Origin of the sequence: Nostoc sp. GT001 (assembly GCF_030382115.1) — a bacterium.
GTDB lineage: Bacteria > Cyanobacteriota > Cyanobacteriia > Cyanobacteriales > Nostocaceae > Nostoc.
In genome coordinates, this window is sequence record NZ_JAUDRJ010000002.1 from 98,840 (window position 1) to 124,199 (window position 25,360).

Below are 25,360 nucleotides of genomic sequence, written 5' to 3' on the forward strand. Positions count from 1 at the left end.
TACTGAATTATTTTTTGTTAAAGATTACGAATTAATTATTAGTTAACTATGTCTCATTTCAAACGCCGCCAATTTCTGCAATTCGCTACTTCTGCTTTAACAACTTTGGGATTAAATCAGTTAGATATCAAAAATCCAAGCTTACGCTATGCTCAAGCTATTGCCTCTTCTAGTCCTCGGAAATTAGCGTTGTTAGTAGGAATCAACAATTATCAAAACGTTGATAACCTCAAAGGTGCAATTACTGATACTTATCTGCAAAGAGAACTATTAATTCATCGTTTTGGCTTTAATCCTCAAGATATATTAATAGTTAGCGATGAAAGTGAAATTAAGCCGACTCGCCAAGGAATTTTACAAGCCTTTGAAGAACATCTCATTAAACAGGCAAAACCAGGGGACATTGTAGTTTATCACTTTTCAGGACATGGTTCTCAAGTATTCGACCGAGAGAGTGCTTTGGAAGACAAACTTAATAGTACTTTTGTACCTAGCGATCGCACTACTTCTCTAGCCGATAATCAAAAGCAAGTTTCTGACATTACGGGTAAGACTTTGTTCTTATTAATGTCACAAATAAAAACCGAAAATCTCACTGTTGTTTTAGATAGTTGTTATTCAGGAGGAGGGAAACGGGGAAATCTAACTATTAGGTCAATTGAAGGCGGAAAAGGATACATTTCTAGCGACATCGAACGAGAATATCAACAAAAATTGCTGTTTGATTTAGGTATATCTCCCGAAGAACTAGAACAACGCCGAAAACAGGGTATTGCTAAAGGAGTAGTAATTGCTTCAGCCAGAAAAAACCAAGTCGCTTCCGAAGCATACTTGGATAATTTTGTCACAGGAGCATTTACTTATTTGATGACTCAATACCTGTGGCAAGAAAATAGTAACACTCCACTTGAGAATGTCATTACTAATATCTCTCGCAGCATCAACAGTACTTTTACCTCTAATCAAATACCAGAACTTGAAGCCAAAAACAATAGTAATAATGAAACAAAACCAACATATTTTATTTCTAGATCAGTCCCCACTGCGGAAGCAGTAATTACTCAAGTTAGGGGGAATAATGTTAATCTTTGGTTAGGAGGAATAGCACCTCAAGCTCTTGCAGCTTTCAACCAAAATCCCATCTTTGAGCTAGTAGACAACCAAGGAGTTAAGCGAGGCAGAATACAATTACAATCTCGCAAGGGGTTGACGGGTGAAGGCAAAATTTTAGAACTGCAAAAACCAGAATTGTTAAAACCAGGAGCATTATTACAAGAAGGAGTTAGAGTGATTCCCTCTAATTATAAATTGCGGATTGGATTAGACGATTCTTTAGGTAAAGATATCGCTGTAGCCAGAAATGAAATCGCCGAAATTGAGCGACTCCAGCCAGTTGTCTTACAAACAGGGGAAGTTCATTATATTTTTGGTCGGATAACAGAAGTACAACAAACAGAATTAAGAAACAAACAAGCTACCTATATTCCTCCTCTCCATAGTTTGGGTTTATATACAGAAGGACTCGATTTAATTCCTGGTTCTTTTGGTAATGCGAAAGAAACCATAAATGATGCCTTAACTCGACTCAAACCTAAATTTCGTTCTCTTTTGGCAGCGAGAATCATCAAATTAACTTTAAATGCCAACTCATCGCGTCTCAACGTATTGGCTTCCTTAAATATTTTACGTCCAAAAGAATTAGATGTAACCGTTGCTGCTCAAACATTTACTTCTCGTTCACCAAGCAAAATCGATCAAAATTCATTCACACCCGCCACAAATACTAATATTAATTATCAAAATGGCATTCCTCAAATTCCTTTAAAAACACAAATTCAATTTCAAGTTAAAAATCAGGAAAATAGCGACCTCTACATTACAGTATTAGCGATTAACCCCGAAGGAAAGATTGATGTTATCTTTCCTAACACTTGGTCATCTGCCGAGGATGCCACCTTAGTTAAAGCGGGAGAAACTCTGGCAATACCCAAGGCACAGGATACTTGGGTATTAGGAATTATTGAACCTCTAGGATTAACAGAAATATTAGTCGTTGCTAGCAAATCACCTTTAAGAAAGAGTTTGCAGAGTTTACAAACTATTGCTCAAAAACAAGGAAGAGGAGATGTACCTGTCACCTTAGCAGATAATCCCACCAATATTATCGACCTCTTATTAGAAGATATTGATAGTAGCACTCTTCCAGAAAACCGTAGTAGAAATAATTCCAACTCTTCTGAGATTACTTCTAGACAAAAAGCTCTTTTGAGTGATACTACTCAATTAGCAGCCATGTCCATTACCTATCAAGCTGTGAAATAACCAGCAACCAGATAGTTATGCTTAAAAAAGTTTTGAGAGTTTGCGTATTTGTTGAAACTTTGATGCGAAAAATTTAGTGAATCGGCTTTTGATCTTTTTGCTTGATTAAAGCAATAAAACCTAATTTACAAATTACCACACATGCACCTTCTATCCAACATCATCCCCCAAAGTAACGCGCCTTTGAGATATTTAACTCAAAAACTGGCAATATTAGCTTTATCTACTGTATCTCCCCTATTCTTATCTGTCGAAAAGGCAGCAGCAAGTACTAGCTGGCAACCTGAGACTTTACGAGAAATATTGCAATTGCAAGTCCAGGTAGCAAAAAAATACTGCCCAGTTGGAATAAATGCGGAAAATTTAAAATTAGGTATCGAGACTTATCTCAGACGTAACGATATCCCTATTACTAAAACTAACACAGTTGGCAGCATCCCTTATATACACATTTCCATTGCATGTAAAACGCGCGAACCTTTGGCTTTCCTGATTTCTTTGGAAGTTATTCAATATGTAGAACTGAATGGAAGAAAGATAAAGGCTTCTACATACAGTATTCCCGAAACTTATGGAACAGGTAATATATCTGGATATTCTAATAGCGAGCAGCAGTTCATAGTGACTATGCTTAAGGAATTTATATCTGATTGGAAATCGGTTAGATAATTAGATAATAATTACTTTTTATCTTTTATCAACCAATACGCTTGGGTTAAGACTAACAACCCAACCTACAATTTTCCTTAACTGAACCGTATTGTTTTATAAACAATAGACTTATTGCAAAAATCTGAATTATAAAAAAACCACAGATGTAACCGTTTAGAGATGGTTTCATAGAGACCATTGTCGATAAGTGAGCGTATTTGTGAACCCGCCCCTACTTCTGACTGTTTTTCACTATGGTGAAAAATAAACAATTAACCATTTATTCAAAAAATACAATAAATTTTGCTAGTTTGCGTAATTTTTTAGACTTAGATGCGAAATATTAATAAATCAGCCAACCAATATATTTTGATATTTTGCTGTATTTGCAGTTCAAGGAGCTAAACCATGAAGCAAATGATAACTGTTGCCGGAGGGGTATTCTTTTCTGTTGGAATTATGTTTCTACTTTTGGGAGGTTGGACTTTTTGGGAGAAAATTAAATTTGAAAATGAATTTAAAAGTCGAGGTCAGTTTAATACAACAATTAGTAAATTGTCGGGCTGGGAAGAGTTAAACAAACAAGAATTAGAACGGAAGCAAAATTTAGTATTTACCTTTCTTGTGATTGCTGGAATCTCTGGTTCTATGGGCGTTGGTCTTGCTATTGCCGGAAAAAATCAGCCTACACAATAAGAAGTGATACCGTTTTTTTCAACGCAAAGGTACGCAGAGGTTTTTACCGGAATAATTAGGCGCATCTTCATAGAAAATTGGTGCGAATTTAATTGCAGCATACTTTTTAACTGACTGCACAGCACATCTTATGAAAACTTTTATTTCACCTTCAAGTCTTTCGCCAATTGATTATACCAGAATTGCAAGAGGAAATAACAAAATGAAGAAATTACTTGCAGGAATCTCAGCATTAGGTTTATCGATTACTTCTCCAGGTATTGCCAATGCACAGGAGTTTACTAATTTTGAGCATCAAGATAATAAATATTACTATGAAACACTAAATTCTCAAGGTCTTGCTTACTATAGATATAAAGTTCCTGCCTATACTTTTGGGATTTTTACACTCAAAAATCACAGTCGCAGTTCAAATGTCGATATTTACGTGCATGACTATTCTGGAGACTGGAAGCTATTGGTTAAAGGAAACAACCAGGGGACGGAAACAGAGTTAGTTGTCACGCCAATGTTTTCGGAAGATAAATATGCGTATATCACGATAGTTAATGATGGTTCACAACCATCTGAATATCATTTGTATGCAAATTATGTCAGTCCTGCTAATAGGTTTGCTATTGCATTGGCTGAAACTTCTTTAATATGTAGTCTTGAAAAAGAAAATATTCCCAATGAAACATCTTCTAGAGTAGTTACAGGGCTTTCTTCAATACTTCAAGGCAATAATTTGGCGGGTGTAACTCAAGACCTTTTAATTAATGAATTCACCAACGCAATGAGGAATCAATTTGGTTATGGATGTACGGGTGATTTTGTAGTCAATTGGGGAGTTTCGATGTTCAGAGGTGTTTACAGAAACTATTAGTTATTTGCAGTCACTGAATCTTGTCTTCGCGCTAATGTGCAAAACTATCTACATCCAGTACCACAAAGCGCGATCGCCACATACCAGATATAGTAATAAATTATTAAAGTAAGGTTGGTACTGTCCACCAACCTTACTACTACTCCTTAATAAGCTGTCCCAGTTTTAGAAATTCTCCGATGTTCCATAGATTCTATAATATCAAGTTCGGGTGATTACTTATAATAAAATCTATCAATGTAGGTTGGGTTGAACGGCAGTGAAACCCAACATGAATAAGGATAAAATGTTGGGTTTCGTTCCTCAACCCAACCTACAGATATTATAAGTGTTTAACCGAACCTGATATAATTTCCACCTACAAGTACTAGTATCCAGGCCGCACATTACAATTAGGATCGTAGTATGAATGGTTGAGACACCAGAAATTAGGCTCTTCGTCTTGTTTAGAGCCACCATTGCCACTGAAGAACGATCTTAAAAGTAACTCTCCCATAAACAAACCTGCTTCTACTTGCTTTTGTCTAAGTGCCTGTTGCTCTTTGATATAAGCTTGTTTTTCTTCTGGAGACAAACTCTCAAAATACTGTCTTCTTCTTTCAGCTTCCTGAATTTGCTTTTCTGTAGCTGCTTTACGAGCTGCATCGAGTTCTGCTTGTTGTCTTTTCCTTTCTTCCTCACGTGCTTGACGTTCTTGTATTGCTTGCTCCTGTTGTTTTCGTTGCAGTTCACGCTGCTCTATATTATGTCGTGTTTCATCTATTTGCTCAACAGTCTTTCGGATCTCATCAAACAATCCGGCAACTATGGTGTTGTTTGGGTTTTGATGATAGTCTAATTTTTGAGTTGATAAATCTGCATTCGCTTCTTTGGATGCAGCCATGACAGGATTTATATTTGCTAGGACAATTACCACAAGTGCGATTTGGGAAAATTTTTTATTCATAGCTCTAAATGGAATGAATGAAGATTGTGATTGTTGAGAGGCTAATACAGGACTTGCAGTATTCAGTATGAGTCCGGATAAGGTCGCACTGAAAAATGGTCTTGCGTTTTTCACGGTAATTAACGACTACGGTAATTAACGACTGTAGTTTGTCAATCTATAAATAGTTTCTACTGAAAAGTCGTGAATTTACGCAAATTATTCAAAAAGTTTTAGTGTGCGATTCTTGACGTAATACCTTGCTTGGAGAAAAAATTCGGTAGTTTGCGTAATTTATTAGATTTGACTGCGAAATACCTACTAGAGTTATCACGTTTACCGATATTAAAGACACACACTGAAAATCATGGAAATTATTACAGGTAGCGGCAACGACACTGTTATCAGACCAGTTTTTGTCAACGGCACAGTATTTCGTAGCAACGACACCATCATAACTGGTGCAGGCAACGACACCATTAACCCAGGACTGGGTAAGTATGAGTATGTTGATGGTGGTGAAGGCTTTGACCACCTGATTTTGGATTACTCCGTTGGTGATACAGGCGGGGGTATGGATTTTTATAGCAACTACGCCAGTTCAGGCACAGGCTCTGCTTATCGATCTAGCGGTGTTCCAAACACCCTAGATTTAGATGATCTCCAATTCCAAAATATTGAGAAGTTCACCATCACAGGTACTAGCAAAAATGACACCATCACAACTTACTTTGGAAACAACGTGATTAACGCAGGTGCTGGTAATGACAGTGTTACTGCTGTTGCTGGCACTTTAGATGGTGGTTCAGGCTTAGACTACCTTACTCTTGATCTCTCCACACAAACATCTAACCTAAATCTTTCTAATCTCGCAAATATCAATGTTTCTGGTGTTGTCACTGCGATCAATTTTGAGGGATTTTCGATTACTACTGGCAGTGGTAACGACATTGTTACTCATACTGGAATTGTTAACGGTGCTGTTCTGCGGACTAATGACTTAATCATCACTGGTGCTGGCAACGACACCATTAACGCAGGACTGGGTGGTGGAAGTATCAATGATGGTGATACCGTCTATGGTGGTGATGGTATTGACCGTCTGATTGTGGACTATTCCGTTGGTGATACGGGCACTGGTATGCGTTTTGTTGGTAGTAGCACTTACGGCTTTGCCATACGAGAAGTCAGCAGCACCAACAGCACTCGCTTGGATTTGATTGGTTTCCAAGACATTGAGGAGTTCACTGTCATAGGTACTAGCAAAGATGACACCATCAATACTGTTGCTGGAAACGACATTATCAATACTGGTGCTGGAAACGACACTATCAATACTGCCGCAGGAAATGACATTATCAATGGCGGTGCGGGAAACGACACCATTGATGGGGGTGCTGGCAATGATCGGATGACTGGCGGCACTGGCAACGACACCTACATTGTTGACAGTACCGGAGATATCGTCACCGAAACATCAACACTCAGCACCGAAATTGACACGGTTCAAGCCTCCATTACTTACACCCTGGGAGCAAACCTAGAAAACTTGATTCTTACAGGTTTTGGAGCAATTAATGGGACTGGGAATAGCCTGAACAATAACCTGACTGGCAACCGGGGTGACAATATTTTGAACGGGGGTATAGGTAATGACACCCTTGATGGCGACACAGGTAATGACACCCTTGATGGCGGCGCAGGTAATGACACCCTGATTGCCAGTTCAGGCAATGATGTGATGAGGGGTGGCAGTGGTAACGACACTTACATTGTCAGTGGTTTAAATGATGACATTATTATCGAGAATGCAGGCGAAGGAATTGATACCGTTCAAGCCCCCTATACTTCTGCCCAGGGATACACTTTGGGTGCTAACATAGAAAACCTGATTTTGATAACAGGAGGAACTAATGGGACTGGCAACTCCCTCGACAACATTCTGACGGGTAACACAAGCAATAATATTCTCAGTGGAGAAGGTGGCAAGGATACCCTGATTGGGGGAAGTGGTAATGATACTCTGATTGGGGGGGCTGGTGATGACATCCTACCAAGTGGTAGTGGCAGCGATTTCTTCCTTTACAACACCAATGCTGCCTTTAACAGTACAGCGATCGCCATTGATCGGATTACAGATTTCCAAAAAGCGAGTGATAAAATCATCCTAGATAAAACCACATTTACAGCCTTACAAAGCTCGGCTGGTAATGGATTTAGCCTGAATAATGAATTTGCGATCGTTACTAGTGACGCTGCTGCGGCAATCAGTGGAGCCAAAATTGTTTACAACCAAAGCAGAGGGGCACTCTTCTACAATCAAAATGGACTTGTGGCTGGCTTCGGAACTGGAGCAGAGTTTGCCAATCTCACCAGCAACCTGTCCTTGACTGCATCAGACTTTGTAATCCAAACTTGATGAGGATTTAGAAAGTCTTTCTAGCAAACTGCTAACTTTCTCTACCAGACGCAAGCGTAGGCGCAGCCCGCCGTAGGCATCGCAGATGTCGTGCCATGTTAACCATCCTCGTCATCGTACCTGGATGCTAACTTGAGTATGACAGCGATCACCTAACTTCTTGTCAATAAACATAACTTTATGTGACTTTTTTGTGCTTTATTGACAATTTGGGTATGAAACAGCAGTCAATAAGACTGCTGATTGATTTACTAATTTCCCAACTTTTGATAAGTGTTTGTAACCCAGTTTTACATAAACTGATAGTAGAATAAATTACTATCAGTTTATATTTTATTATGCTGACTGTTTAATCTGGGTTAAGGCTATTAACATTTCTTCTCGGTTGAGATGTCGTTTCTTACCTGTTTTGGATTCTTGGATAGCGTAACTCCATTTTATTCCAGCTTGTGAGCATCTTTTTCTTAAGTGTTGAACAGTCATGTGTTTGGTTGTAGATACTTGATTTTTGTTTTTGTTAGATATCTGAGTTTTGGATTTTTCGGTTAAGCTCTCGGTTTGAATTACACTGTGTTTTGTAGATGTAGTGCAGTTACAGTGTTTTTCAAAAGCGATAGATATATCTAGCAAGAATTGGAAAATAAAGAGAGTAGAAAATCCGTAAATAATAACGTAGAGAAGTCCTGTTAGGATATACTGTGCTAATTCCATTATTTTAACTCCTGTTGATATAACTAGTAACTGGCTATTTTATGAAGTGATTTGCCAGATTTCTATTTATATCAAGGCGTTAGCCTGTGTGATTTCAACTTTGAGTTTACCGCAACGGCAAGGTTATGGTTGAAAAGGTGGTAAAGTGAAAGTTGAAATAATATACTACTCTATTGGCTTTGATGTTATCTCAAGACCAGAAATCTTGAATATTGGTCAGTGAATTTGAAGTATTTAAGTGGTCTGTAGTAGATTGTCTGGAGTCTTGATAACTTTCCCGTTAACCAAAGGTTCAGCATCAAGCTAAGTTTTGATACTTTGTGTATCAAACTGATGCAGGAATAATGATAGGATAACTTTTGAGTTTGGTTTGGTTAGATGAACAGGTTCATCTATATGTGCTTAATAACTGTTCTGATATTATCTACTAACTGTAATATCATACCCAAAATAGCTTTCCAGCCAAGTATTATCCCCCAAAAACCGCTACCAAATAGACCAAATACTGACTTGAGGAAGATAACTCCCCTGTAATTTATCTCGATATTTGATTCAGCTTTGGCATAGATAAAACCATCCCCAATTTTATTTTCCAACTTCCTCATTTTTCGTTCTTCTTCTCTATCTCTTCTTTCTTCTTGTACCTTCCAACCCCAAGGGGCAAATCCCAAAATAATCGAAATTGGAAGATAGAATGGCCAACTATATATATAGCCAAGGGAAGCATAGATGATAAAAAAGGTTAGCCCCAAACCAGTGCGCCAAACTAAACACCAGAGGATAAACAAACTGTTGATAATAGCGTTACGGATAACTATACTTCGGTTTTTGTTATATGACATTTTAAGGCTGCTCCCGATGCCTAATATTTAAGTTTTTATTTAGGGTGATTGCATCCCTTCAGATTAAACTTAAACTTAGCAGTAGTTTGAATTATCATATTGATAGTTGAAAATAGAAACTACCTAATCAATTGCAATTACCTATTTAGCCACACTAAATAAGGTTAAATATACCAACCTATTGTAACGATGTTTGTACCTAGCCCGACATAGTTACTGTTGCTTTCATTGATATCTACAATTTCATCGATTATATCTTCACGGAGTTTAAATTCAGGCAAAGTTTTGATGATTTTTTGAAGAAGTTTAAAATTGAGNNNTAGTTTTAAAAAAATAAAAATGATTAAGATTTGACCCTTAACCATTTGATGATATTTTTGTAAAATGATGGGATATACCTGTGTTTGATTCACATGCTTGGGGCGTATGCCATTAGTTGTGGTTTTTCTTGTTGCGAGACTTACTACCTGATTGCACCTTAAACCGCACCTGCTTCCCGATAGTTACCTCGGCAACATTGCTAATATCTTTACCAGATTTATAGGCTTCAATAATTGCCTTGTTATTAGCTTGGTACTTAATAACTCTAAATTCATCAGGAAAATCTTCATCATCTAATTCTACTAGTAAGTTAGCGACTTTTGGTGGGTTATCCCTGATTTCAATTACCCTTTCCTTACCGATGTTTTTGTCATTGATTAATCCAATCTCGTGTAGGTGGATGAGGGTGCGCTTGATTTGTTCAAGTTGAGTTTTGCGACGTGAAATTACCCGATCGTGGAGTTCAGCTACTCGCGCTTTTCTTTCCTCCCAGGTTTCAAGGTCAAGATTTAACTGGTCTACTACCCAGGCGATCGCATCGATTTTGGTTTCGATACCATCCTGAATAGTCATAAGTTCTTGTACGAGTTGTTCTACCTTACCCTCTTCTTTTAACTCGCTTGCTTCTTCTATCTGTGACCAAAGTTTAGCAGCATCTAGGCTTAATTCTTTGAGAGTGAGTTGGTTGATTTCGCGTTCAATTGCTTGAGTCATAATTTACTTCTTATATGAAAAACGAGTAGCAAGTAACTGCTACTCGTTGTTGACTAAAAAGAGTTGATGCTTGAAGGGAGATTGAATTTAGTATCCGTACCGCAAGTGATAGTAGTCTGATTTCTCTTGTGCTAATTCTGCTTCATAGTTGTAGTAATCTGCCTCGCTTATGAAGGTGCTTGTTTGTTGAATTTGCTGTGCAGATTTTACTAATTGTTTGTTAGCTTTTGGGTTATAACTCGTAGTAGTTTTCATGTCTATACAACTTCAATTTTTCAATGAAGTTGTTGCGTCAGCAAATGTTGTGATGTTGACTTATAAAGAGAATATTTCTCTTTTACCTTATTAATATACTTAATGAGAGTTATCATACCAGATAGATTTAGTTCTCATGGATGTGGCTAAGAGCGATGTAGAGTAACCTCTGCTCCTGCGTTCGCCCCTTTGATGAATTTGCTTGAATTTGACGCGATATTATTGTGATTATATTTACGCAGAAAGTTTTCCGGAAAAATTCGCCTGTGACATAACTTGTGTGCGTATTGAATTAGCAGCCTTCTCTGCAATTTCTTCTCTATCAGCATCAGTAAGAACTACTGCAAGTAGCGATTTGAGAGCTTCGCGGTTAGATATAAACTCTTCACCGTATAAATCATCTTGCAACAAAGTAGCTTCCAAGTGAGGTATTAACTCAGGCGTAGGAGATAGCAACCGCTCTTTAATGCGTGTCCTTGCAGTCTCTGTTGCAGAAGTTGTACCTATACCTAAATCCCATGTTTCAATTATTAGCCTGACTTCGCGGTTGAGAGATACACGCAGCGTTGATAGGCGACCAAATAAAGGAAGGTTGAGCATTAAAGGTGGTAATGCATTACCCCAATCCAAACCAGCGCCAATAGTGCAATTTGCTTCATCTTCGATGCAAACAGCCTCTTCGAGCCATCCTTCACCAAAAAGTAAATCTATAGCTTCTTGGGTTGTTATTGACTCGTTTGCCTCAGAATTATCCTTTTGCTGTTGATGATTCATAAATTTTTACCCGCTCGAACTTTATCTTCGTCTCAATACACCATACTCAAAATAGACTAAATTATCATATTCTTCTTCCGAACCGCAGTTCAACATGTTTTGTTTTTCGTAAAATCCTTCAGACCTTGGTAAGGAATGCAACCCAATTCTACCTTCATACCCTAACTCAACACTTCTAATTCTTGCGAAATTTAATAGTGCTTGACCAACACCTTTGAATTGAGGCGGACGCTGAATTTCCATTCGGTTAGTAGGGGCAGTGGCAATACCATCAACATAAACTAGCCTCTTACCAACATTTAACCGAGAACCGTGCATTTGTGTTTCTATTATCATTAATCCTTGAGTTTTGTTTTCGCACTCAATTGCGTAACCTTCAAGATTTTCTTGATTGTCAATATATCTTAATTTGAAGATCCAATCCCAGTATTTATCTTCTTGACTAAATAACCTTAAGCTTTCTACCCAATAATTGACATAATCATCAACATGTCTTTGGACTAAATCTACCAAATAGGCTTCAACAGATGTATTGTCAACACCTCTTTTTAACTCGATTTTTCGCTGCACCTAAAGCTCCTAATTGTTAACTGATTATTAAAGCTTGTGACTGCTATTTGACTGGTAGATAAAAGAGTAAAGTCTAATGCGTATATCAATAGCTTTATGCCAACCAGCAAGCACAGCATCATCTGAAATGTCTCCAAGAACTACCAAACCATCTTCTTTATCCATATAGTAAGGTAAAGGTTCAGCGCTCAACCAACCATAAACAATGGCTTCTTTGTCTCGCTCAAAAATTAAAACTTCTAAACTTTGCTCATATGTTGAATAGTAGTAAGGTAAATAGCAGGCTGGATACTCTCTTAGAGATTCACGATTAACTGTGTATGATTGCCAACGCAGTTGCTCTCCCTTGATTTCTTTATGATTAGCTTCTAGCCAATCATAGAGCTTTTTAGCTTGCCGCAATGCGTGGTCTTTTCCTTTAAAAACAATGCTGGGAAGAAAAATATCGCCGTCAAAATGCACTGCAACTTCAAATAAATCTTCATCTTCTGCTTCTGTTACCTCAATGATTCCAGCCTTATATAGTTCGGTCATTTCCCTACATTGCTAGCTCTACCCCTACATGGTTAAAATTTTAGCTTTCAGTTACAGAATAATCAGAACACTCTGTTGGTTCTAGCCCACCTATGAAACTAATCAACGCAAAGGGACACTAGAATTTCAACCAAATTATGAGGTGATGTCTTAAGTTCACTTCTTAAACTGGGACAATCTCTTTCGGATAGTGCGCTTATGTATCGGCACTAGGGAGTAATGAGTATATGGACAGCGAGGGGAAGTGCGTCAACGCTACCTTTGAAGGTCAACACGCCAGATCTAAATAGCAAGTGCTATGGCGTAACCGCCCGCTGGAAGCGATCGCCTCGCAGATGTAAGCATATAAAAAAGTTCAACAATTCTAGTCTCTCAAAGCATTGATTTAGAGTGGTTGGGTGCAAGCCCCGTAAAAATAAGTTGAACAATTTGGGGCTGGAAAAGGGATTACTACACAACTTTTTCAACACAGAGACACCAAGCTCAAATAAAAAAGTTGAACAATTAGGAGAGTGATGTTAAGAGAATGTGGGTGCGATCAGCTACGCCCCGCCTTAAGAGCAATGGCGTAACCGCCATGAGCCGATGGCGATCGCTCTAGTAACAACGTAGCGCGGGCGCGATGTACAGGCAAGCGAGCGATTTATGGACGGATGCTTGGAGCGGGGTAAAGCACCTAACAGAAATTGTTGGACTTTATTATTTATTGTTGAACTTTTTTATTCCTCTACAGCAGATTGTGTCTAAATGTAACAATCTTTAAAATCTGGACACAATTAATACTCAGTAAATTATAGCTTTGCGCCAAACCTTTTACAATCAATATGTCGATATCAAAAATGATATCAAATGCCTGACCAAAAGTCCCCACCAAGCGAGATGATTCGTGTGCCCGTTCCACTAATTAAGGTGGTTCGGCGACTATCAAAACTACACAGGCAGGGTCATACAATTGCCTTGCTGCAAGCCTTAGAGGAATTACTAATAAAATTTGATATCAATAATGATATCGATGTAACGGCAGGCAGTAAATCAGTCAAACAGCTAGAGAAAAAGCTGGAGAAACTGGAATCCCATCTTGCCGTTCAAGGCTCCTCGGTGGAAACAAAACTTGAAGCTATCACCAAAAAGCTGGAGCTAATCGAACGGGCAATCGCCTCTGGGAGATTGGGCAACAACAAACCGCGAAGACAAGTGCACCCGTACCAACAAACACAAGTTGAATTACAACCCAGGACAAATGAAAGTCTTGCCCCAAGACTCGGTGTTAACCCCCAAAGCCTGATTGCTGAAAGAGAAAAACTCAGCGCCAAAGAATTTTTGAGTTGGTCACGTAACCGCGATCCAATGAGCGTGGGTTGGGAATGGAATGCTCTTGACGAACTGTATCATCCGCTCAGGTGACGCAAGCATTCACATTTCTGGGGTAGTGGCTCAATGGGCTACGTGGCGATCGCCGCTAATTTCTAATCGGGGCATATCTCACAAAGCCTCAGCGATATCGTTTGAGGTTAAGAGAGCTAGCTTCATCTTCACCCACGTGTAAATAGTTGTCTATCGTGATTTTCCCTGACGAGTGGCCCAGCGTTTTAGTGATGATGTGAATAGGCGTGTTTTTAGCAGCATGGGTAGCGTGGCTGTGCCGTAACCAGTGTGGGGAGGGGATGCGACTTAACCCTGCTACTTCGGCAATGGATTTGATGATGCGGCGGATGTGGCGATCGCAAATGGGTTCACCCGTTTTTTGGCTTGTGAAAAGCGGCTCGGTTTTGTCTTTAGTATGTTGTCGATTAGCCAAAAGGTATTGGTAAAGTTCTATCGGTATGGGAACATCGCGCTCCTTGTCTCCTTTGCCTACCACTTTAATGTAAGGTAGCCCGGACTGATTTGAATGCATGGTAGCCCAGGTTAAACCACTCTCACCTACCCGAATAGCACCGTAGTAAAAAAGCTCCAGAATTAGTTGGTTGCGTTGCGCTTGTATCTTTTTGTGAGGAGTGGGGGCTTGTTCTACAACTTGTGCAGCTGCATCGAATAGGATTTCAATCTCAGTCTCAGTCAGGGTGCGCTCCTTAATCTTTTTGCGCTCCGGAGGTACTTTCAACAACATTGCAGGGTTGGCCCGCAAGTAGCCTACATCGCAAGCGTAGCGCAGAAAGCTTTTAAGGGAAGCAAGGCGACGGCGGACGGAAGCACGAGCAATTTCCCCTGTTTTCTCTTTTTTAAGTAGGTGGGCTTTGTAATTGTCCACATCTTCTTTGGTGGTGGTGTGCAGGTTTAAATTATCTAAGTCTGGATAGTCAATGCCTAGTCGCCACTGAACAAAGTGCATCACGTCATTTCGGTATGCTCGCACAGTTTGCTCTGACTCCCTACTGGTGAGCCAACTAGAAAACAGTTCGCTGGTAGTTTCCGCCCCAGTGATTTTGGGTGTGCCAGTTGCCTGTACCACCGCTTCGACTGTTGCTTTGATCACCGCTAGTTGTTCCGGTGATAACTGAGCGATCGCCACCCCTAATTCTTCTGTATCTACACCTGCGTCTGTACGTGATAACGTCATCACACAGCCTCAAAATAATACGCGGGATAAAGCGGGTTTATCCGCCCGAAAAAAATGTCCGATAACGTTTGTTCCCAGACATTTTTAGTCTCATTCTACTCCCCCTTGCTACTCTACTCACTACTAACAAAAAGGGTTTTGCCAAATTAATTGAAATGTTAACTTGTGTGAACGCACGAGTCGGTTTTCTGATACTCCTTTGCAAGGGCCTTCATCAGGCTTAGTATCCAAAACTACTCAAGTCATAGACATCCTGAAATTAATTCACCGCCCGTGTTTGTTCCGGAAGCTGATGCTGTCGATGGCGTAACCGCCCGCCGTAGGCGATGACCTCCGGTCGGTCGGAGACCATCGCACCAATAAAGTGCAGATAATTCTCGTGAAAGCGCAATTTACCTACCTTGGTACGCCGTAAAATCCATCGTGTCAAGTCTAATTTGTTATTGAAATTCGGAAATCCTTTTCTAGTAAAGGCTACAGGTTTTAGGGGTAGACGGTAATTGCCAACCCACCCACAGAACCTGTATTTTGAAAATCCCTTGCGCTGCGATGGCACAAAGCGCCTACGGTGGGCGATCGCAGCACAATTAGGCTTTGCCTAGAGACTGGCATTCCAGAAAATGCCTATAATGTCTTCCTAGATGACAATTAATTGTTAAGTGGACATTTTAGCTTGGTGTCAGCGTTAATTCTTCATGCTTGCTGGAGTTGACAATTTTCACCAAGTGCTGATTGAGATAACTTTAGGTCGAAATGTACAGACTTTCCCAAATCTCTTGATTGCGACAAATTTTAGTCCCCACTGTATTTCCTGCTGTTTTCTCCGATATCAAGTATTTACGGTAATAGTTAACCCACAGGTGTTGGAGAAAGTTTTCGGCGAATTCATCAAAAGGAATAATCCAGTTATAGTCTTGGTCTAGGAATACCCGATAGGATGCAATTATGGGTAGTGCGAGGTCAGTTGGCGCACCAAACCCAAACGAGTACTTGCTATCGGGGAGAAGGGTAGTTTTGCGTGTATCAATTGATGCTAAATCGTTGACACCCTTTCTTCTGGGGTTGCTGATATGTTCTTGGATGATTTCGTACAGTCTTTGCTCTATCCACAGAGCTTTGGGAAGTAGAGGCAGTAGAAGAGTTAATCTTTCCCTCTCAGTGTCTGTGATTTGGCTTGGGGTGTTCGTACCTGTAGGGTGCTTGCTTCGTTTATTGCCGTCGGGATTGTATCTATTTCTGTCGAGGCAGTTGATCAGCTTGAACAAGTGGTTAACATTACACTGGGCATTTCTAGGAGCGCCGCTTTGGTTTTGGTAATAGGCTATTCTAAATTTTCTATCTTCTGCTCTTTCTAACTGGGCTAAATACTGCTTGATAAATTTGTAATCTCCCCTGGCGTTGACTTTGGAGCGAGAATCCACTGGCGATGTGGTATTGGATGCGAGAGCGATATCTTTAGCCTCCTCTTCCTGGAGTCCGATGTGGATGGTAACTTTGACTCTGGCAAGGCTGAGGTCATATTTGTAATTTTTAGCTTGCTCAAATGCTAAAACTGTGTGACCTCCATTGATAATGCCATCGCTACCCCCCTCGTTAGCTTCTAAAACTTCTAGTTCCAGTTCGGTTTTGTTTTTGCTAGGTTTAACTTTATTCGCTGACAGAACGATTCCACTGTGACGAGAGAAGAATTTTTCTGGTTGAGTCGTCACAGAGTCAAAGATTTGTCGGTATGTCGCACTTTTGCGGTTAGGTTCTCGGATGTTGGGTTCTAGGGGTAGGTCTGTCGGGAAGCCGTCCACATGGGCGGTGGCGATGATGCAATTGGGGTTTGCATGGAAATAGTTGTCTACTTTAATAATCCAGTTTTTCGGCATGGGTGGTTTCTGCATCAAAGCGATACATTCTCAATTATTCTTCTGGTGGGAAGAAGCTCGCGCTTAAAGATTATATTTTGTAATTTATGTCTAAAATTGTTGCAATTGAGGTTACAGTGCCAAAACGGGTTGCATTGTACGCTAAGGGTGAAAAGCAGATTAGATAGGGCTTTGGGAGTTCAAATCTGATTTGAATTATGAGTAGCTTAGTATCAAACTACAATTAAGCTTATTTGTAAACCGTAGTTTTTATTGGCATCTAACTAAATTTGACAATATTTTTCACTAATTTACCCAAATTTAAAAATACGGGTTATAATAGTTTCAGTAGATAGCCCATGCGAATTTGAGTGCAGATAACCGAAAGGTTAAGGACTCGCTTTTGCGTGGGCTATTTGCTGTTTACCTATACTGAAGTCTATTTTTACTCCTTGTTTAAGTTGGAGTTACTAACTAAACTACAACGGACAAGAATATGATTACCCAACAATTCCGCCCAAGACGCACCAGCCAAAAAGCTGCTAGCAACGCTGGTAAAGTTCTACGTGACCCTAACTCTACTCCAGAGCAAAGGTCGGCGGCTGGATCTGCGCTAGTTCAACGGAGGTGGTCTTAATTCCCTTTCCGCCTGACCGCACAATCTTTTAATCTTTTGTGTTATTTTTGACTTGAAGGGGTCTGTACACCAGTGGGTTTAGAGCCACATTGTACGCAACCAATAAAAATAGAAAATGCCCCAATCAAACGCTTGCGTCAACCTCTGGCTATTGCTTTACTAGCTTCAATTAATTACTAGTTTGAATTTTTTACATCCATATAGTCGATACAAGTAACTCTTAACCAGAATATCAAGTCTAAAATAAGCTCAATTGGATATATTCTGGGGCTTGCTCAGTTAAAGATTCATCTAACAAATCATCCTCAAAATCATCGAAGTCTTCCTCCACATTTGATCGTGATATATATTCAGAAATTTGATGACCTGAATGAACTGGTTGTGGCAATAAAGTTACTATCTCTGCATCGATAAATGGAGAGGCTTCTCGCAGTCTATGTATTATTAATGTCCATTCTTCTGGCTTATCTTCTGATTGGAGAGATAACCAAGAAATTTCTAGCGCAGATTGGTTCCATCCTGGTTTTGATACTCTATCACGTTGCCTTGAATTTGCGGGTCTTTTTGCAGATTGAGGGGAACGACCTATTGAGTAAAAGGCAGAGCTAAAATCCGGGTTATGATAAATGCCACTATACCTGTTAAACCCAGATATAGGACAAACGTGAGCTACCAAACCATCACTGGAATATCGTAGTCTAGCTACACGCAGAAGTTGCGGATTTTGGCAAGAAAGAAGTTTGTTTTGATGCCAAAGATTATTTGGGTCTTTCGCCTCGTCTCCTGACACAAGTTTTAAAAGTGAAGGAAGGTCTTGGCGGAGATTTTGGTCATCTAATAATAGTAGAGTTGGATTTTTTATTTCTAAATCTGCAAAAGCNNNGCCCACAAAGTTTTTTATCTGCTCTGAGGTATAGTTTGAGTTATACTTCTGCTCAAACATGGCTACCGTGAATAAACTTTCATCATATGGCATCCAAGTCACTCCATAATCCCCTGGTAAACACACCTGCATTTGAGATGAATTATTTTCTGAAGGGATTTTGATAAGTATAGGGATAACTACCTTTGTTTCTCCTTTATTTCGAGCGTTGAGGCGAATTATTTTGATAGCAATTATATCTAAATTATGAGGCAGTGATGTTTGATAAAACCCCGTATAAAAGGGTATACCTAAAGGAAAATTTAACTGACGCATTAAATCTAAAATTGCATTTAAGCACCTTGCTTTGTAAGCTTTTTTTGTNGTATTTAACTTGTTTTTTTTACTTTCATAGTTTTTAACTTGTTTTTCGTCATTAGAATCTATAGGAGCAAAGTCTTCTGGATTGATATATTCCGTTTCTGGTTGTAAAAATTGACTTACCCAACTTGCATAAGCGTGTCCCCAACGAATTGCTGCTTTTGGGTCAGTTAACCTCCTTTGCTTGTCGAATTTCCGGTAATCAACTAACTCGATAAGAATACCTCGTTTTTCGTTACTAGGTTTAGGCTGCGTTACCAGTTGGCGTTCGATTAGTCTAGCTCTGTTTTTGCTGGCGGCTGCTTTGGCTTGACCAGAATAAGAACCACCTAAAGATAAAGGAGAAAGCCATTCATTAGGCAAGGGAGTTTTGTCTACTTTCAATAAATAACTTTCTCCTAAACAGTTGGTAAATTTGTAAGTTTCATTGTCTATTTCTTGAACAGTTCCTTGTACTTGTTTGCTTTCTAAAAATTCTCTAAACACCTCTAACAAAGTGTTTACTGAATTAGACGAAATCCTAATGCGGTAGACTTGCTCACTGATGGTAAATGTTTCTTTAGGTTTAGAAAGTCGCCGTTTTCTGCAATGACTAAAGTCTATTTTATTGATGATTGGCGCTGCCACTACTCCAGGCGGTAAAGCTGTTGTTAATCTTTCAAATAACTCAAATCTATCAGCTGGTTCTAGCCCAACTCCTACTGGGTGAGAACCTAGTCGCGTTCTGTGTGATAGTAAATATTGTGGTGCATATTTTGCGGGGTCGCTTAAAAACTGCATTGGTTCTGGAATATCGATATGAGGAGCTATCATCGTCAAAATTTTGTCAATTCTAGCTTTCCAAATAACCGAGTCATGTCGCATTAACTTGAGGTTGATTAGAGTAGTTTCTCGTTCTACACTTGGATCTGAATTTGGCTTGAGCCATCCTAAATTTTCCATTGCTACATAAACGCTGCTGTCTTCTCCTTTCGGCAGGAATATTTTTTGTCTGGCACCGGGAAGTGGTTGATTTCCCGGATTGTCCCAAGCAGTCATAGGTTTAGAAATATAGCGTCTAATACCTGCTTGAAATAGCAACAAGTAGGGAGTTTTGCCGTTAGGAGGAGCGATATAAAACTTTAAGTAATATGAATACCTAGCTACTTGTTCAGCATTATTGGAAGGTGAATAGTTGATAGGAGGCCAGGTAACTAGATAAGCCTCTTTGCCAGTAGATGGAGACACCACTAAAGGCCAATATTCTTCATGACCATTAGCATTCCTTAAACCTAACTGAAATCCCTTTCTAGTTAACCAGCGTGCTATGAGTTCAGGCAAGACCACTTCTAGAACATCAAAGGGAGCATTTTTTAAATTTATGAGTTCCCAATTTAATTTGGCACGGCCTGACTCTATCTCAGCTAGGACGGATTTGACTACTTTCAGGTCATAGTTGACTGACAACCAATTTTGTATAATTGCCCAAAATTGGTTTAAATCAATTAAACCACTATAAGCATGAACAATTATCCAATACTCTGGTCTAATTTCTGGAACGCGAGAAAAGGAGTTAGGAAAAATGTAGAGAATGTCAGAGGCACAACCTCTTAAAGCTGCATAGAGACTCAGTATGGGAGGAGTATGGTCTACATCTGCTAGACCTTTTATAATGTCTATCCAAGTTACTAAGCGTCTTAATCCATACACTTCTCCCATGACTAAAGGGTCAAAATTATTATTGAATAACCAAGCTAAAGTCTGTAGCCTGTCAATGGGAGGTAATTGTTCTTGTGCTTGAGTCATTTTATTTACCGTCCGTTGCTATTATGTTCTAAATGTTCTACCAGAGCTTTTAGACGGTCATAAATTGACCCATATAAAATTCTGGCTAATTGTTGTTCTACCTGGGGTTTATTGCTATTAGGAGAAAGGTACTCTCCAAAAATTTCTACCCATCCTTTCAGGAGACTACGTTCTGCACCTTGTGGATAAAATGCTGAGTCACAGAAGAAGACTCTTGTAGGAACATTTCCTCTGGTAGCTCTGCCCAAAGCTTGTACTATAGAAACAGCTTGATCCCAAAGAAGTTCATGCCAAAAATCAACATCAATGGAAGCCGAGCCATGATGTGAAGCTCTGAGTCGTCGATGCCAGTTTTTGTAAGACAGGCTTCGCAATTTAGCGATCGCTTCTGCTGCCGTTTCTCCTAAGCTAGACGGTAAAATATTACTTCCTTGTAAAATATCATCAAATACCAAACGGTTTATCGCTCTAATTTGCCTACCGAAATCTGTTGGCACTGGGTAAGGGCGTACTAAAAAAAATACACTGCCCAAGTAGGCTTTGTTGGTTATTGGTGACAAAATGTTATATCCGCGTTGTACGGCTCCCAAAGGTGCTACCAATAAATCACGCCCTCTTGTTGAAAATTGTTCAACTTGTCCTCTTCGTAGGAGCCATTCAGCAATTTTTTCGTCTCTGTCTGATTGAAGACAATCTACCCGATTTCTCCACCTGCTAGATTCTTGCAATTCCTTAGCGACTAACTGTGCTTCTGGGTAACTGCCTGTAATTAGAATGACAGCTCTTGGTGTGCCAAGAGAATCCCAGTACTCTAACTCTTGTGTTATCCGGTCTTTACCACCACTGCCAAAAGCTAGATACTGAGTAAGTTGCAGTAGACTATCTTTTCGTCCTCTCCCAGAGCGTCCGCTAACTATTATTGCTTCTCCTGTACGATCTGGAACTCGGATGAATTCAAAATGGCTGTTAGACAGCGCTTCCACTGCTTCAGGGGGTGGAGATAGAATTGCACGGGGTTTAATCCCAATATTGAATTGGGGACTTCCAGGCGACTCAAAGGTGGCACTAGTTATTAGTGTGTGAGGCCCATAGTCGCCAGTTAAATTTACATACAAGTATGGAAACTTCAATAGCAAATAACGCCCCAAACCGAAGCAAGCTAAATATCTTAGTAAGCCCTTTGGAGTTTTCTCCTCTGTTTGGTCTACAAATTGATATCCTAACAGATGACCGAGAGGTGATTCTACATTTAAATCTATGTACTCATCTGGAGGATTTTGGCTTAAAGAAAGTCCTTTGCCTAGTTCCGCTGTCGCTAAGAGCCAGTAACGAACCAGTTCGTTTACCTGTCGATCCATTGCTGTTAGCAACACACTAAATTCTAATCTTTCTAATATCTGTTGTGTTTGTACTGATTGAGGAAGGTGCCAAGGTAAACGTTGTTGTAGCCAAATTCTCAGTTTTTTAATTAAATTTTCCCCTTTATCATTTCGGACATCGCTGACTAACTTTTCTAAATCATTTTCGCTGATTTCACTATCCTCTAACCCATTTGATGAAGGGCGGAGTAGATAGTACTTTTTAAATTCATCTTCTAAAAAGGATAAAATTCCTGATAATTCTGCTTCAGGGAAATCAGCTTGTGCTAATGAGCGTATATTATCAATTAACTGATAGTAAATTAAAGAATTATAAAGAGGCCACTCTCCTATCCATTTCCGTAAATGTATTTTTTCAAATAGCCGGACAAATATTGCGTCTGATAATCGCGAGGCTTCCCTAGCAACTCCTCTGAGTTCGTGGTAACGAGGGTCATTAAGTTGTGTTCTTCCTGAATAAAAAGCTTTCTCAGCTAAAGTATGTTCGATGAAATCAAGTATGGCTGTTTGAGAACCAGCTAAATCGTTAGAGGGAGCAAAGTCGTCTTCTATTGATACTTGTACTCTATCTACTTCGTCTACAATTAGTAAGGAGCAGTAATGATAGGCAGCTTCTAGTACCCGCATTTCAGTTCCTACTAATTCCGGAGGCATTGCCGTGTAAATAAAAGCAGCAGAAGTAGCCACCCAGACAGAGGCATTGATTAAATCACGGTTTGCTTGGTGAACCGGACAGATGGGAAGAAATGGGCAACTATGATATGTAACTTTGTCTGAGGAATTTTTTTCTTGTTTTTTGATGTCTTCTGGGCTTACTAAACTATGGCAGGGTTCTTGACTCTCCGGAATGGAACCCTCACCCAGTAGTCCGGAAAGGATACATTTTCCTGTTAGCCAAGGAAGAGCAGGATTGTCTAATAATTCTGCATTCTGAGTGTCTTCTACTGGATCATAGGGTTGGTATAAATCTTCTGGTTGTAGCTTGTTGGCGTGAGCCATTCCATATTGATACTGATGAGAACCTCTGGCTTTTCCCAATATTGGAGCAGCNNNTAAGCCCATCTTTACGAAATCAGCTGCCATATTGATGGCATCAGTCACCGTATTAACAATAATGCAGATACGGAAATTTTTGTCGGATATTGCATATTTTTCACACAAATCATGTACCGACAAATAGATAATAGTACTTTTGCCAGAACCCGTAGGTCCTAATAAGTGAAAAATTCCATTTATTGTTAATTCATCAGTAGGCTCTAAGTTTTCTCCTATTAAAGATAGAGATGAATTTAACTGCTCCCATCTTTCAAGCCATTTTCGTCCTGGTAGTTTTTCTTCAAGTTTTATTGCTGATTCCCTTAAATCGCATAATCTTATTGTCAAAGGAGATAAAGGAGATGGGCGTCTTGGTTGCTCACTAACTGGTATTGCAGTGGTGCTAATGTTAGATAAGCACTCCTTAATTCCTTCAATTAGTTTAGTGGGAATAACTACTGAAACTGCTTGTGAATTAATATAAAAGCAATATTCTTTTTCTGATTTCGCCCAATTTCGCGATATGGGCTTATGCTCGGCTGGTTCATTTAATGCCTTGTTGATAGTTTCTACACGCAGCGGAACATAATTAACTACAGGTTGCCTGGTGTATGTTCCTGACTCTAAAGATACGTCAAAGAGCCTGATGCTTAGAGGTTGTTGACTATACCACAGAAGGGATTTGTTCCAAGCTGTTGCTGTGCGAATATACCGGACTCTATGACGTACTCTGGTGCAAGCTTCTATCAGCTTCTGGTTGTTCATTAATTCGGTCGGAATGAAGTTTGTTAATAAACTCCAGGCTTCTTTAATATTACTGTTGCTTGCACTTTGATAAATTTCGGCGTGGAGAGTTATTACTAATTCAACCTCAAAGAATCTTTTACTTTCTGTTTTGGTAAAGGTAACAGGAATTAAATCATCTTGTCCTAATCGGAGGAGTTCTTTACTAATCTCTTTTAACCAATCTTGCCAATCTCTCATTTTTGCTCCTCAGAGAATTTAAAATTTTTAACTTGACCAAGAAACTGTTTCAGCGAGAAAATACCTATATCTCTGAGAGCAGAGTTTTCTTGACATCTCACATCCCAAACAGCTTGAAATACTTTTTTATATTTACCTTTGTATCTGTAATCCGGAAAAATATAAAAAGCTTTATTCCATGCAGGAAATTGTTTGAAAGGTTTTAAAGAACAAGCCAGTTGTCTAGCATTTGCTTGGTCTTTCATATCTACTGCCCAAACTTTCCCATCTGGAAATTTAATCATTAAATCATAATTATCTACACTGGAGTAAAGGGAGCAATCTATGCCTAGATTGACTAGAGTATCTCTTAATTGGATTAATGACCGTTCTGGAGCCACTACAGAAGCCTGGATACCGCGAATAGTTCGCATTGATTCTGGACGGTATGGAATCCACTTTTCGGGAGCGTTTAGATTAACAAGTCGGGAACACAAATCGCTGTAACAAACTGCACGACGACGTGAAGAGCCTTGCCACTCCAAAGTCCATCCACATCTTGGACATAGTGCTATCTGTTCAACCCCATTTTGTTTAACCCGACAAGTTAGGGGGATACGTTCATAAGTGGCACATAATAAGGAGCGAATTTCAGGTTCCCAATCTAAATCGCTGTTAATAATTTTGGTTCCCCACTCTAAATGAGGATTTTGTACTAGAAATAGCCTAGCTTTTATGTATTGCTCATCTAACTTATTTTCAGAACAGTATTCCAGAATTTCTTTGAAAGGAATGTCTTGAATTTCTATGTCAGGATTGCCTGAGCGTATTCTTTCACTTAACTCGTAAGCTAAATCTGTAGGTTGTCCCAGAAATAAAAGTGAGCCGAAAAGATTAGCATCAGCCATTAATTCCCCGACTCCAGACCAATCTTCTACAGGTTGGTGTAGCCAATTTACTACCTCTTTATGATGCAAAGGTGGCATGGTTTTGTAGCTGATGCACAAGACAGATAATTGTTCAAGTCCAGATTTAATATGTTCGTTAGGACTAGTGATAGGAGGGACACTTTTTTTAGTGATTTGTTCTTGTTGTTCTACTAGTCCTACTGCTATGCAAGTAAGAATTTTTTTCGCTTGTATTGTTTTATCTGTCTCTATATTTGATGATTTGAACATAATTATCAGTGGGCTAAATGTACATTAATTTATAATCTGAATTTAACTAACAAAAGGTTAATATTCTTTTTTAAAAAAGGTAATAGAATGACTGGGTTACATCTCTAAAATTATCGCAATGAGTCTTA

20 protein-coding genes and 1 pseudogene are annotated in these 25,360 nt (G+C 39.4%); 7 read left to right on the plus strand and 14 right to left on the minus strand.

Annotated features, from left to right (window positions below; translation table 11 throughout):
- Positions 1–48 precede the first annotated feature (48 nt).
- The 4 genes from QUD05_RS02090 (at position 49) to QUD05_RS02105 (ending at position 4,534) form a co-directional block, all read left to right on the plus strand.
- Complete coding sequence (locus tag QUD05_RS02090) at positions 49–2,322, plus strand: caspase family protein (RefSeq protein ID WP_289794720.1); 2,274 nt, start codon at positions 49–51, stop codon at positions 2,320–2,322.
- 141 nt (positions 2,323–2,463) lie between these two features.
- A complete protein-coding gene (locus QUD05_RS02095) occupies positions 2,464–2,991 on the plus strand; it encodes a hypothetical protein (protein WP_289794721.1) in 528 nt (175 codons plus the stop codon).
- Positions 2,992–3,381: 390 nt separating this feature from the next.
- A complete protein-coding gene (locus tag QUD05_RS02100; RefSeq protein WP_289794722.1) occupies positions 3,382–3,669 on the plus strand; it encodes a hypothetical protein in 288 nt (95 codons plus the stop codon).
- A gap of 130 nt (positions 3,670–3,799) precedes the next feature.
- Positions 3,800–4,534, plus strand: a complete 735-nt coding sequence (locus QUD05_RS02105; protein ID WP_289794723.1) for a hypothetical protein — start codon at positions 3,800–3,802, stop codon at positions 4,532–4,534.
- Positions 4,535–4,901: 367 nt separating this feature from the next.
- On the opposite strand, the gene QUD05_RS02110 is transcribed toward QUD05_RS02105, so the two are convergent.
- A complete protein-coding gene (locus tag QUD05_RS02110) occupies positions 4,902–5,480 on the minus strand; it encodes a hypothetical protein (RefSeq protein ID WP_289794724.1) in 579 nt (192 codons plus the stop codon).
- A 346-nt stretch (positions 5,481–5,826) separates the two neighbouring features.
- Here QUD05_RS02110 and QUD05_RS02115 point away from each other — a divergent pair, with 346 nt between their 5' ends.
- Entirely contained in the window at positions 5,827–7,878 is a 2,052-nt protein-coding gene (locus QUD05_RS02115) for a beta strand repeat-containing protein (protein ID WP_289794725.1), read from the plus strand.
- Positions 7,879–8,214: 336 nt separating this feature from the next.
- On the opposite strand, the gene QUD05_RS02120 is transcribed toward QUD05_RS02115, so the two are convergent.
- From QUD05_RS02120 to QUD05_RS02150, 7 genes are all read right to left on the minus strand, one after another.
- A complete protein-coding gene (locus QUD05_RS02120) occupies positions 8,215–8,589 on the minus strand; it encodes a hypothetical protein (protein WP_289794726.1) in 375 nt (124 codons plus the stop codon).
- A 392-nt stretch (positions 8,590–8,981) separates the two neighbouring features.
- On the minus strand, positions 8,982–9,431 hold the full coding sequence (locus QUD05_RS02125) for a hypothetical protein (protein WP_289794727.1): 450 nt from the start codon (positions 9,429–9,431) through the stop codon (positions 8,982–8,984).
- Between the two features lie 432 nt (positions 9,432–9,863).
- On the minus strand, positions 9,864–10,466 hold the full coding sequence (locus QUD05_RS02130) for a siphovirus Gp157 family protein (protein ID WP_289794728.1): 603 nt from the start codon (positions 10,464–10,466) through the stop codon (positions 9,864–9,866).
- An 87-nt stretch (positions 10,467–10,553) separates the two neighbouring features.
- On the minus strand, positions 10,554–10,721 hold the full coding sequence (locus tag QUD05_RS02135; RefSeq protein WP_289794729.1) for a hypothetical protein: 168 nt from the start codon (positions 10,719–10,721) through the stop codon (positions 10,554–10,556).
- 234 nt (positions 10,722–10,955) lie between these two features.
- Positions 10,956–11,495, minus strand: a complete 540-nt coding sequence (locus QUD05_RS02140; protein ID WP_289794730.1) for a hypothetical protein — start codon at positions 11,493–11,495, stop codon at positions 10,956–10,958.
- 21 nt (positions 11,496–11,516) lie between these two features.
- Positions 11,517–12,065, minus strand: coding sequence for a GNAT family N-acetyltransferase (locus QUD05_RS02145; RefSeq protein WP_289794731.1), 549 nt, complete (start codon positions 12,063–12,065; stop codon positions 11,517–11,519).
- Positions 12,066–12,092: 27 nt separating this feature from the next.
- Entirely contained in the window at positions 12,093–12,599 is a 507-nt protein-coding gene (locus QUD05_RS02150) for a hypothetical protein (protein WP_289794732.1), read from the minus strand.
- Between the two features lie 849 nt (positions 12,600–13,448).
- Between QUD05_RS02150 and QUD05_RS02155 the strand changes: the two genes are divergently transcribed.
- The gene (locus QUD05_RS02155; RefSeq protein ID WP_289794566.1) at positions 13,449–14,003 is read left to right on the plus strand and encodes a hypothetical protein; all 555 of its coding nucleotides are present in this window, start codon (positions 13,449–13,451) and stop codon (positions 14,001–14,003) included.
- A gap of 88 nt (positions 14,004–14,091) precedes the next feature.
- Here the strand turns inward: QUD05_RS02155 and QUD05_RS02160 are convergent, their stop codons facing one another.
- The 3 genes and pseudogenes from QUD05_RS02160 to QUD05_RS02170 form a co-directional block, all read right to left on the minus strand.
- A complete protein-coding gene (locus QUD05_RS02160; RefSeq protein ID WP_069072344.1) occupies positions 14,092–15,159 on the minus strand; it encodes a tyrosine-type recombinase/integrase in 1,068 nt (355 codons plus the stop codon).
- A gap of 483 nt (positions 15,160–15,642) precedes the next feature.
- Complete coding sequence (locus QUD05_RS02165) at positions 15,643–15,771, minus strand: hypothetical protein (RefSeq protein ID WP_289794567.1); 129 nt, start codon at positions 15,769–15,771, stop codon at positions 15,643–15,645.
- Positions 15,772–15,827: 56 nt separating this feature from the next.
- Positions 15,828–17,033: pseudogene (locus tag QUD05_RS02170) on the minus strand (AIPR family protein).
- Between the two features lie 475 nt (positions 17,034–17,508).
- Between QUD05_RS02170 and QUD05_RS02175 the strand changes: the two are divergent.
- Positions 17,509–17,649, plus strand: coding sequence for a hypothetical protein (locus tag QUD05_RS02175; protein ID WP_289794568.1), 141 nt, complete (start codon positions 17,509–17,511; stop codon positions 17,647–17,649).
- 238 nt (positions 17,650–17,887) lie between these two features.
- Here the strand turns inward: QUD05_RS02175 and QUD05_RS02180 are convergent, their stop codons facing one another.
- The 3 genes from QUD05_RS02180 to QUD05_RS02190 all read right to left on the minus strand — a co-directional run bounded on the left by QUD05_RS02180 (position 17,888) and on the right by QUD05_RS02190 (position 25,232).
- Entirely contained in the window at positions 17,888–20,677 is a 2,790-nt protein-coding gene (locus QUD05_RS02180) for a pPIWI_RE module domain-containing protein (protein WP_289794569.1), read from the minus strand.
- A gap of 5 nt (positions 20,678–20,682) precedes the next feature.
- On the minus strand, positions 20,683–24,075 hold the full coding sequence (locus QUD05_RS02185; RefSeq protein ID WP_289794570.1) for a pPIWI_RE_Z domain-containing protein: 3,393 nt from the start codon (positions 24,073–24,075) through the stop codon (positions 20,683–20,685).
- Entirely contained in the window at positions 24,072–25,232 is a 1,161-nt protein-coding gene (locus QUD05_RS02190; RefSeq protein WP_289794571.1) for a restriction endonuclease-related protein, read from the minus strand. Before QUD05_RS02190 ends, QUD05_RS02185 begins: the two co-directional genes overlap by 4 nt.
- Positions 25,233–25,360 lie beyond the last annotated feature (128 nt).

Coding starts and splice junctions, on each gene's coding strand:
- QUD05_RS02135 (WP_289794729.1), bottom strand. CDS start 10,721: ATGAAAACTACTACGAGTTATAACCCAAAAGCTAACAAACAATTAGTA.
- QUD05_RS02150 (WP_289794732.1), bottom strand. CDS start 12,599: ATGACCGAACTATATAAGGCTGGAATCATTGAGGTAACAGAAGCAGAA.
- QUD05_RS02140 (WP_289794730.1), bottom strand. CDS start 11,495: ATGAATCATCAACAGCAAAAGGATAATTCTGAGGCAAACGAGTCAATA.
- QUD05_RS02115 (WP_289794725.1), top strand. CDS start 5,827: ATGGAAATTATTACAGGTAGCGGCAACGACACTGTTATCAGACCAGTT.
- QUD05_RS02125 (WP_289794727.1), bottom strand. CDS start 9,431: ATGTCATATAACAAAAACCGAAGTATAGTTATCCGTAACGCTATTATC.
- QUD05_RS02100 (WP_289794722.1), top strand. CDS start 3,382: ATGAAGCAAATGATAACTGTTGCCGGAGGGGTATTCTTTTCTGTTGGA.
- QUD05_RS02190 (WP_289794571.1), bottom strand. CDS start 25,232: ATGTTCAAATCATCAAATATAGAGACAGATAAAACAATACAAGCGAAA.
- QUD05_RS02090 (WP_289794720.1), top strand. CDS start 49: ATGTCTCATTTCAAACGCCGCCAATTTCTGCAATTCGCTACTTCTGCT.
- QUD05_RS02175 (WP_289794568.1), top strand. CDS start 17,509: ATGATTACCCAACAATTCCGCCCAAGACGCACCAGCCAAAAAGCTGCT.
- QUD05_RS02095 (WP_289794721.1), top strand. CDS start 2,464: ATGCACCTTCTATCCAACATCATCCCCCAAAGTAACGCGCCTTTGAGA.
- QUD05_RS02105 (WP_289794723.1), top strand. CDS start 3,800: ATGAAAACTTTTATTTCACCTTCAAGTCTTTCGCCAATTGATTATACC.
- QUD05_RS02110 (WP_289794724.1), bottom strand. CDS start 5,480: ATGAATAAAAAATTTTCCCAAATCGCACTTGTGGTAATTGTCCTAGCA.
- QUD05_RS02120 (WP_289794726.1), bottom strand. CDS start 8,589: ATGGAATTAGCACAGTATATCCTAACAGGACTTCTCTACGTTATTATT.
- QUD05_RS02165 (WP_289794567.1), bottom strand. CDS start 15,771: ATGCCAGTCTCTAGGCAAAGCCTAATTGTGCTGCGATCGCCCACCGTA.
- QUD05_RS02130 (WP_289794728.1), bottom strand. CDS start 10,466: ATGACTCAAGCAATTGAACGCGAAATCAACCAACTCACTCTCAAAGAA.
- QUD05_RS02155 (WP_289794566.1), top strand. CDS start 13,449: ATGCCTGACCAAAAGTCCCCACCAAGCGAGATGATTCGTGTGCCCGTT.
- QUD05_RS02160 (WP_069072344.1), bottom strand. CDS start 15,159: ATGACGTTATCACGTACAGACGCAGGTGTAGATACAGAAGAATTAGGG.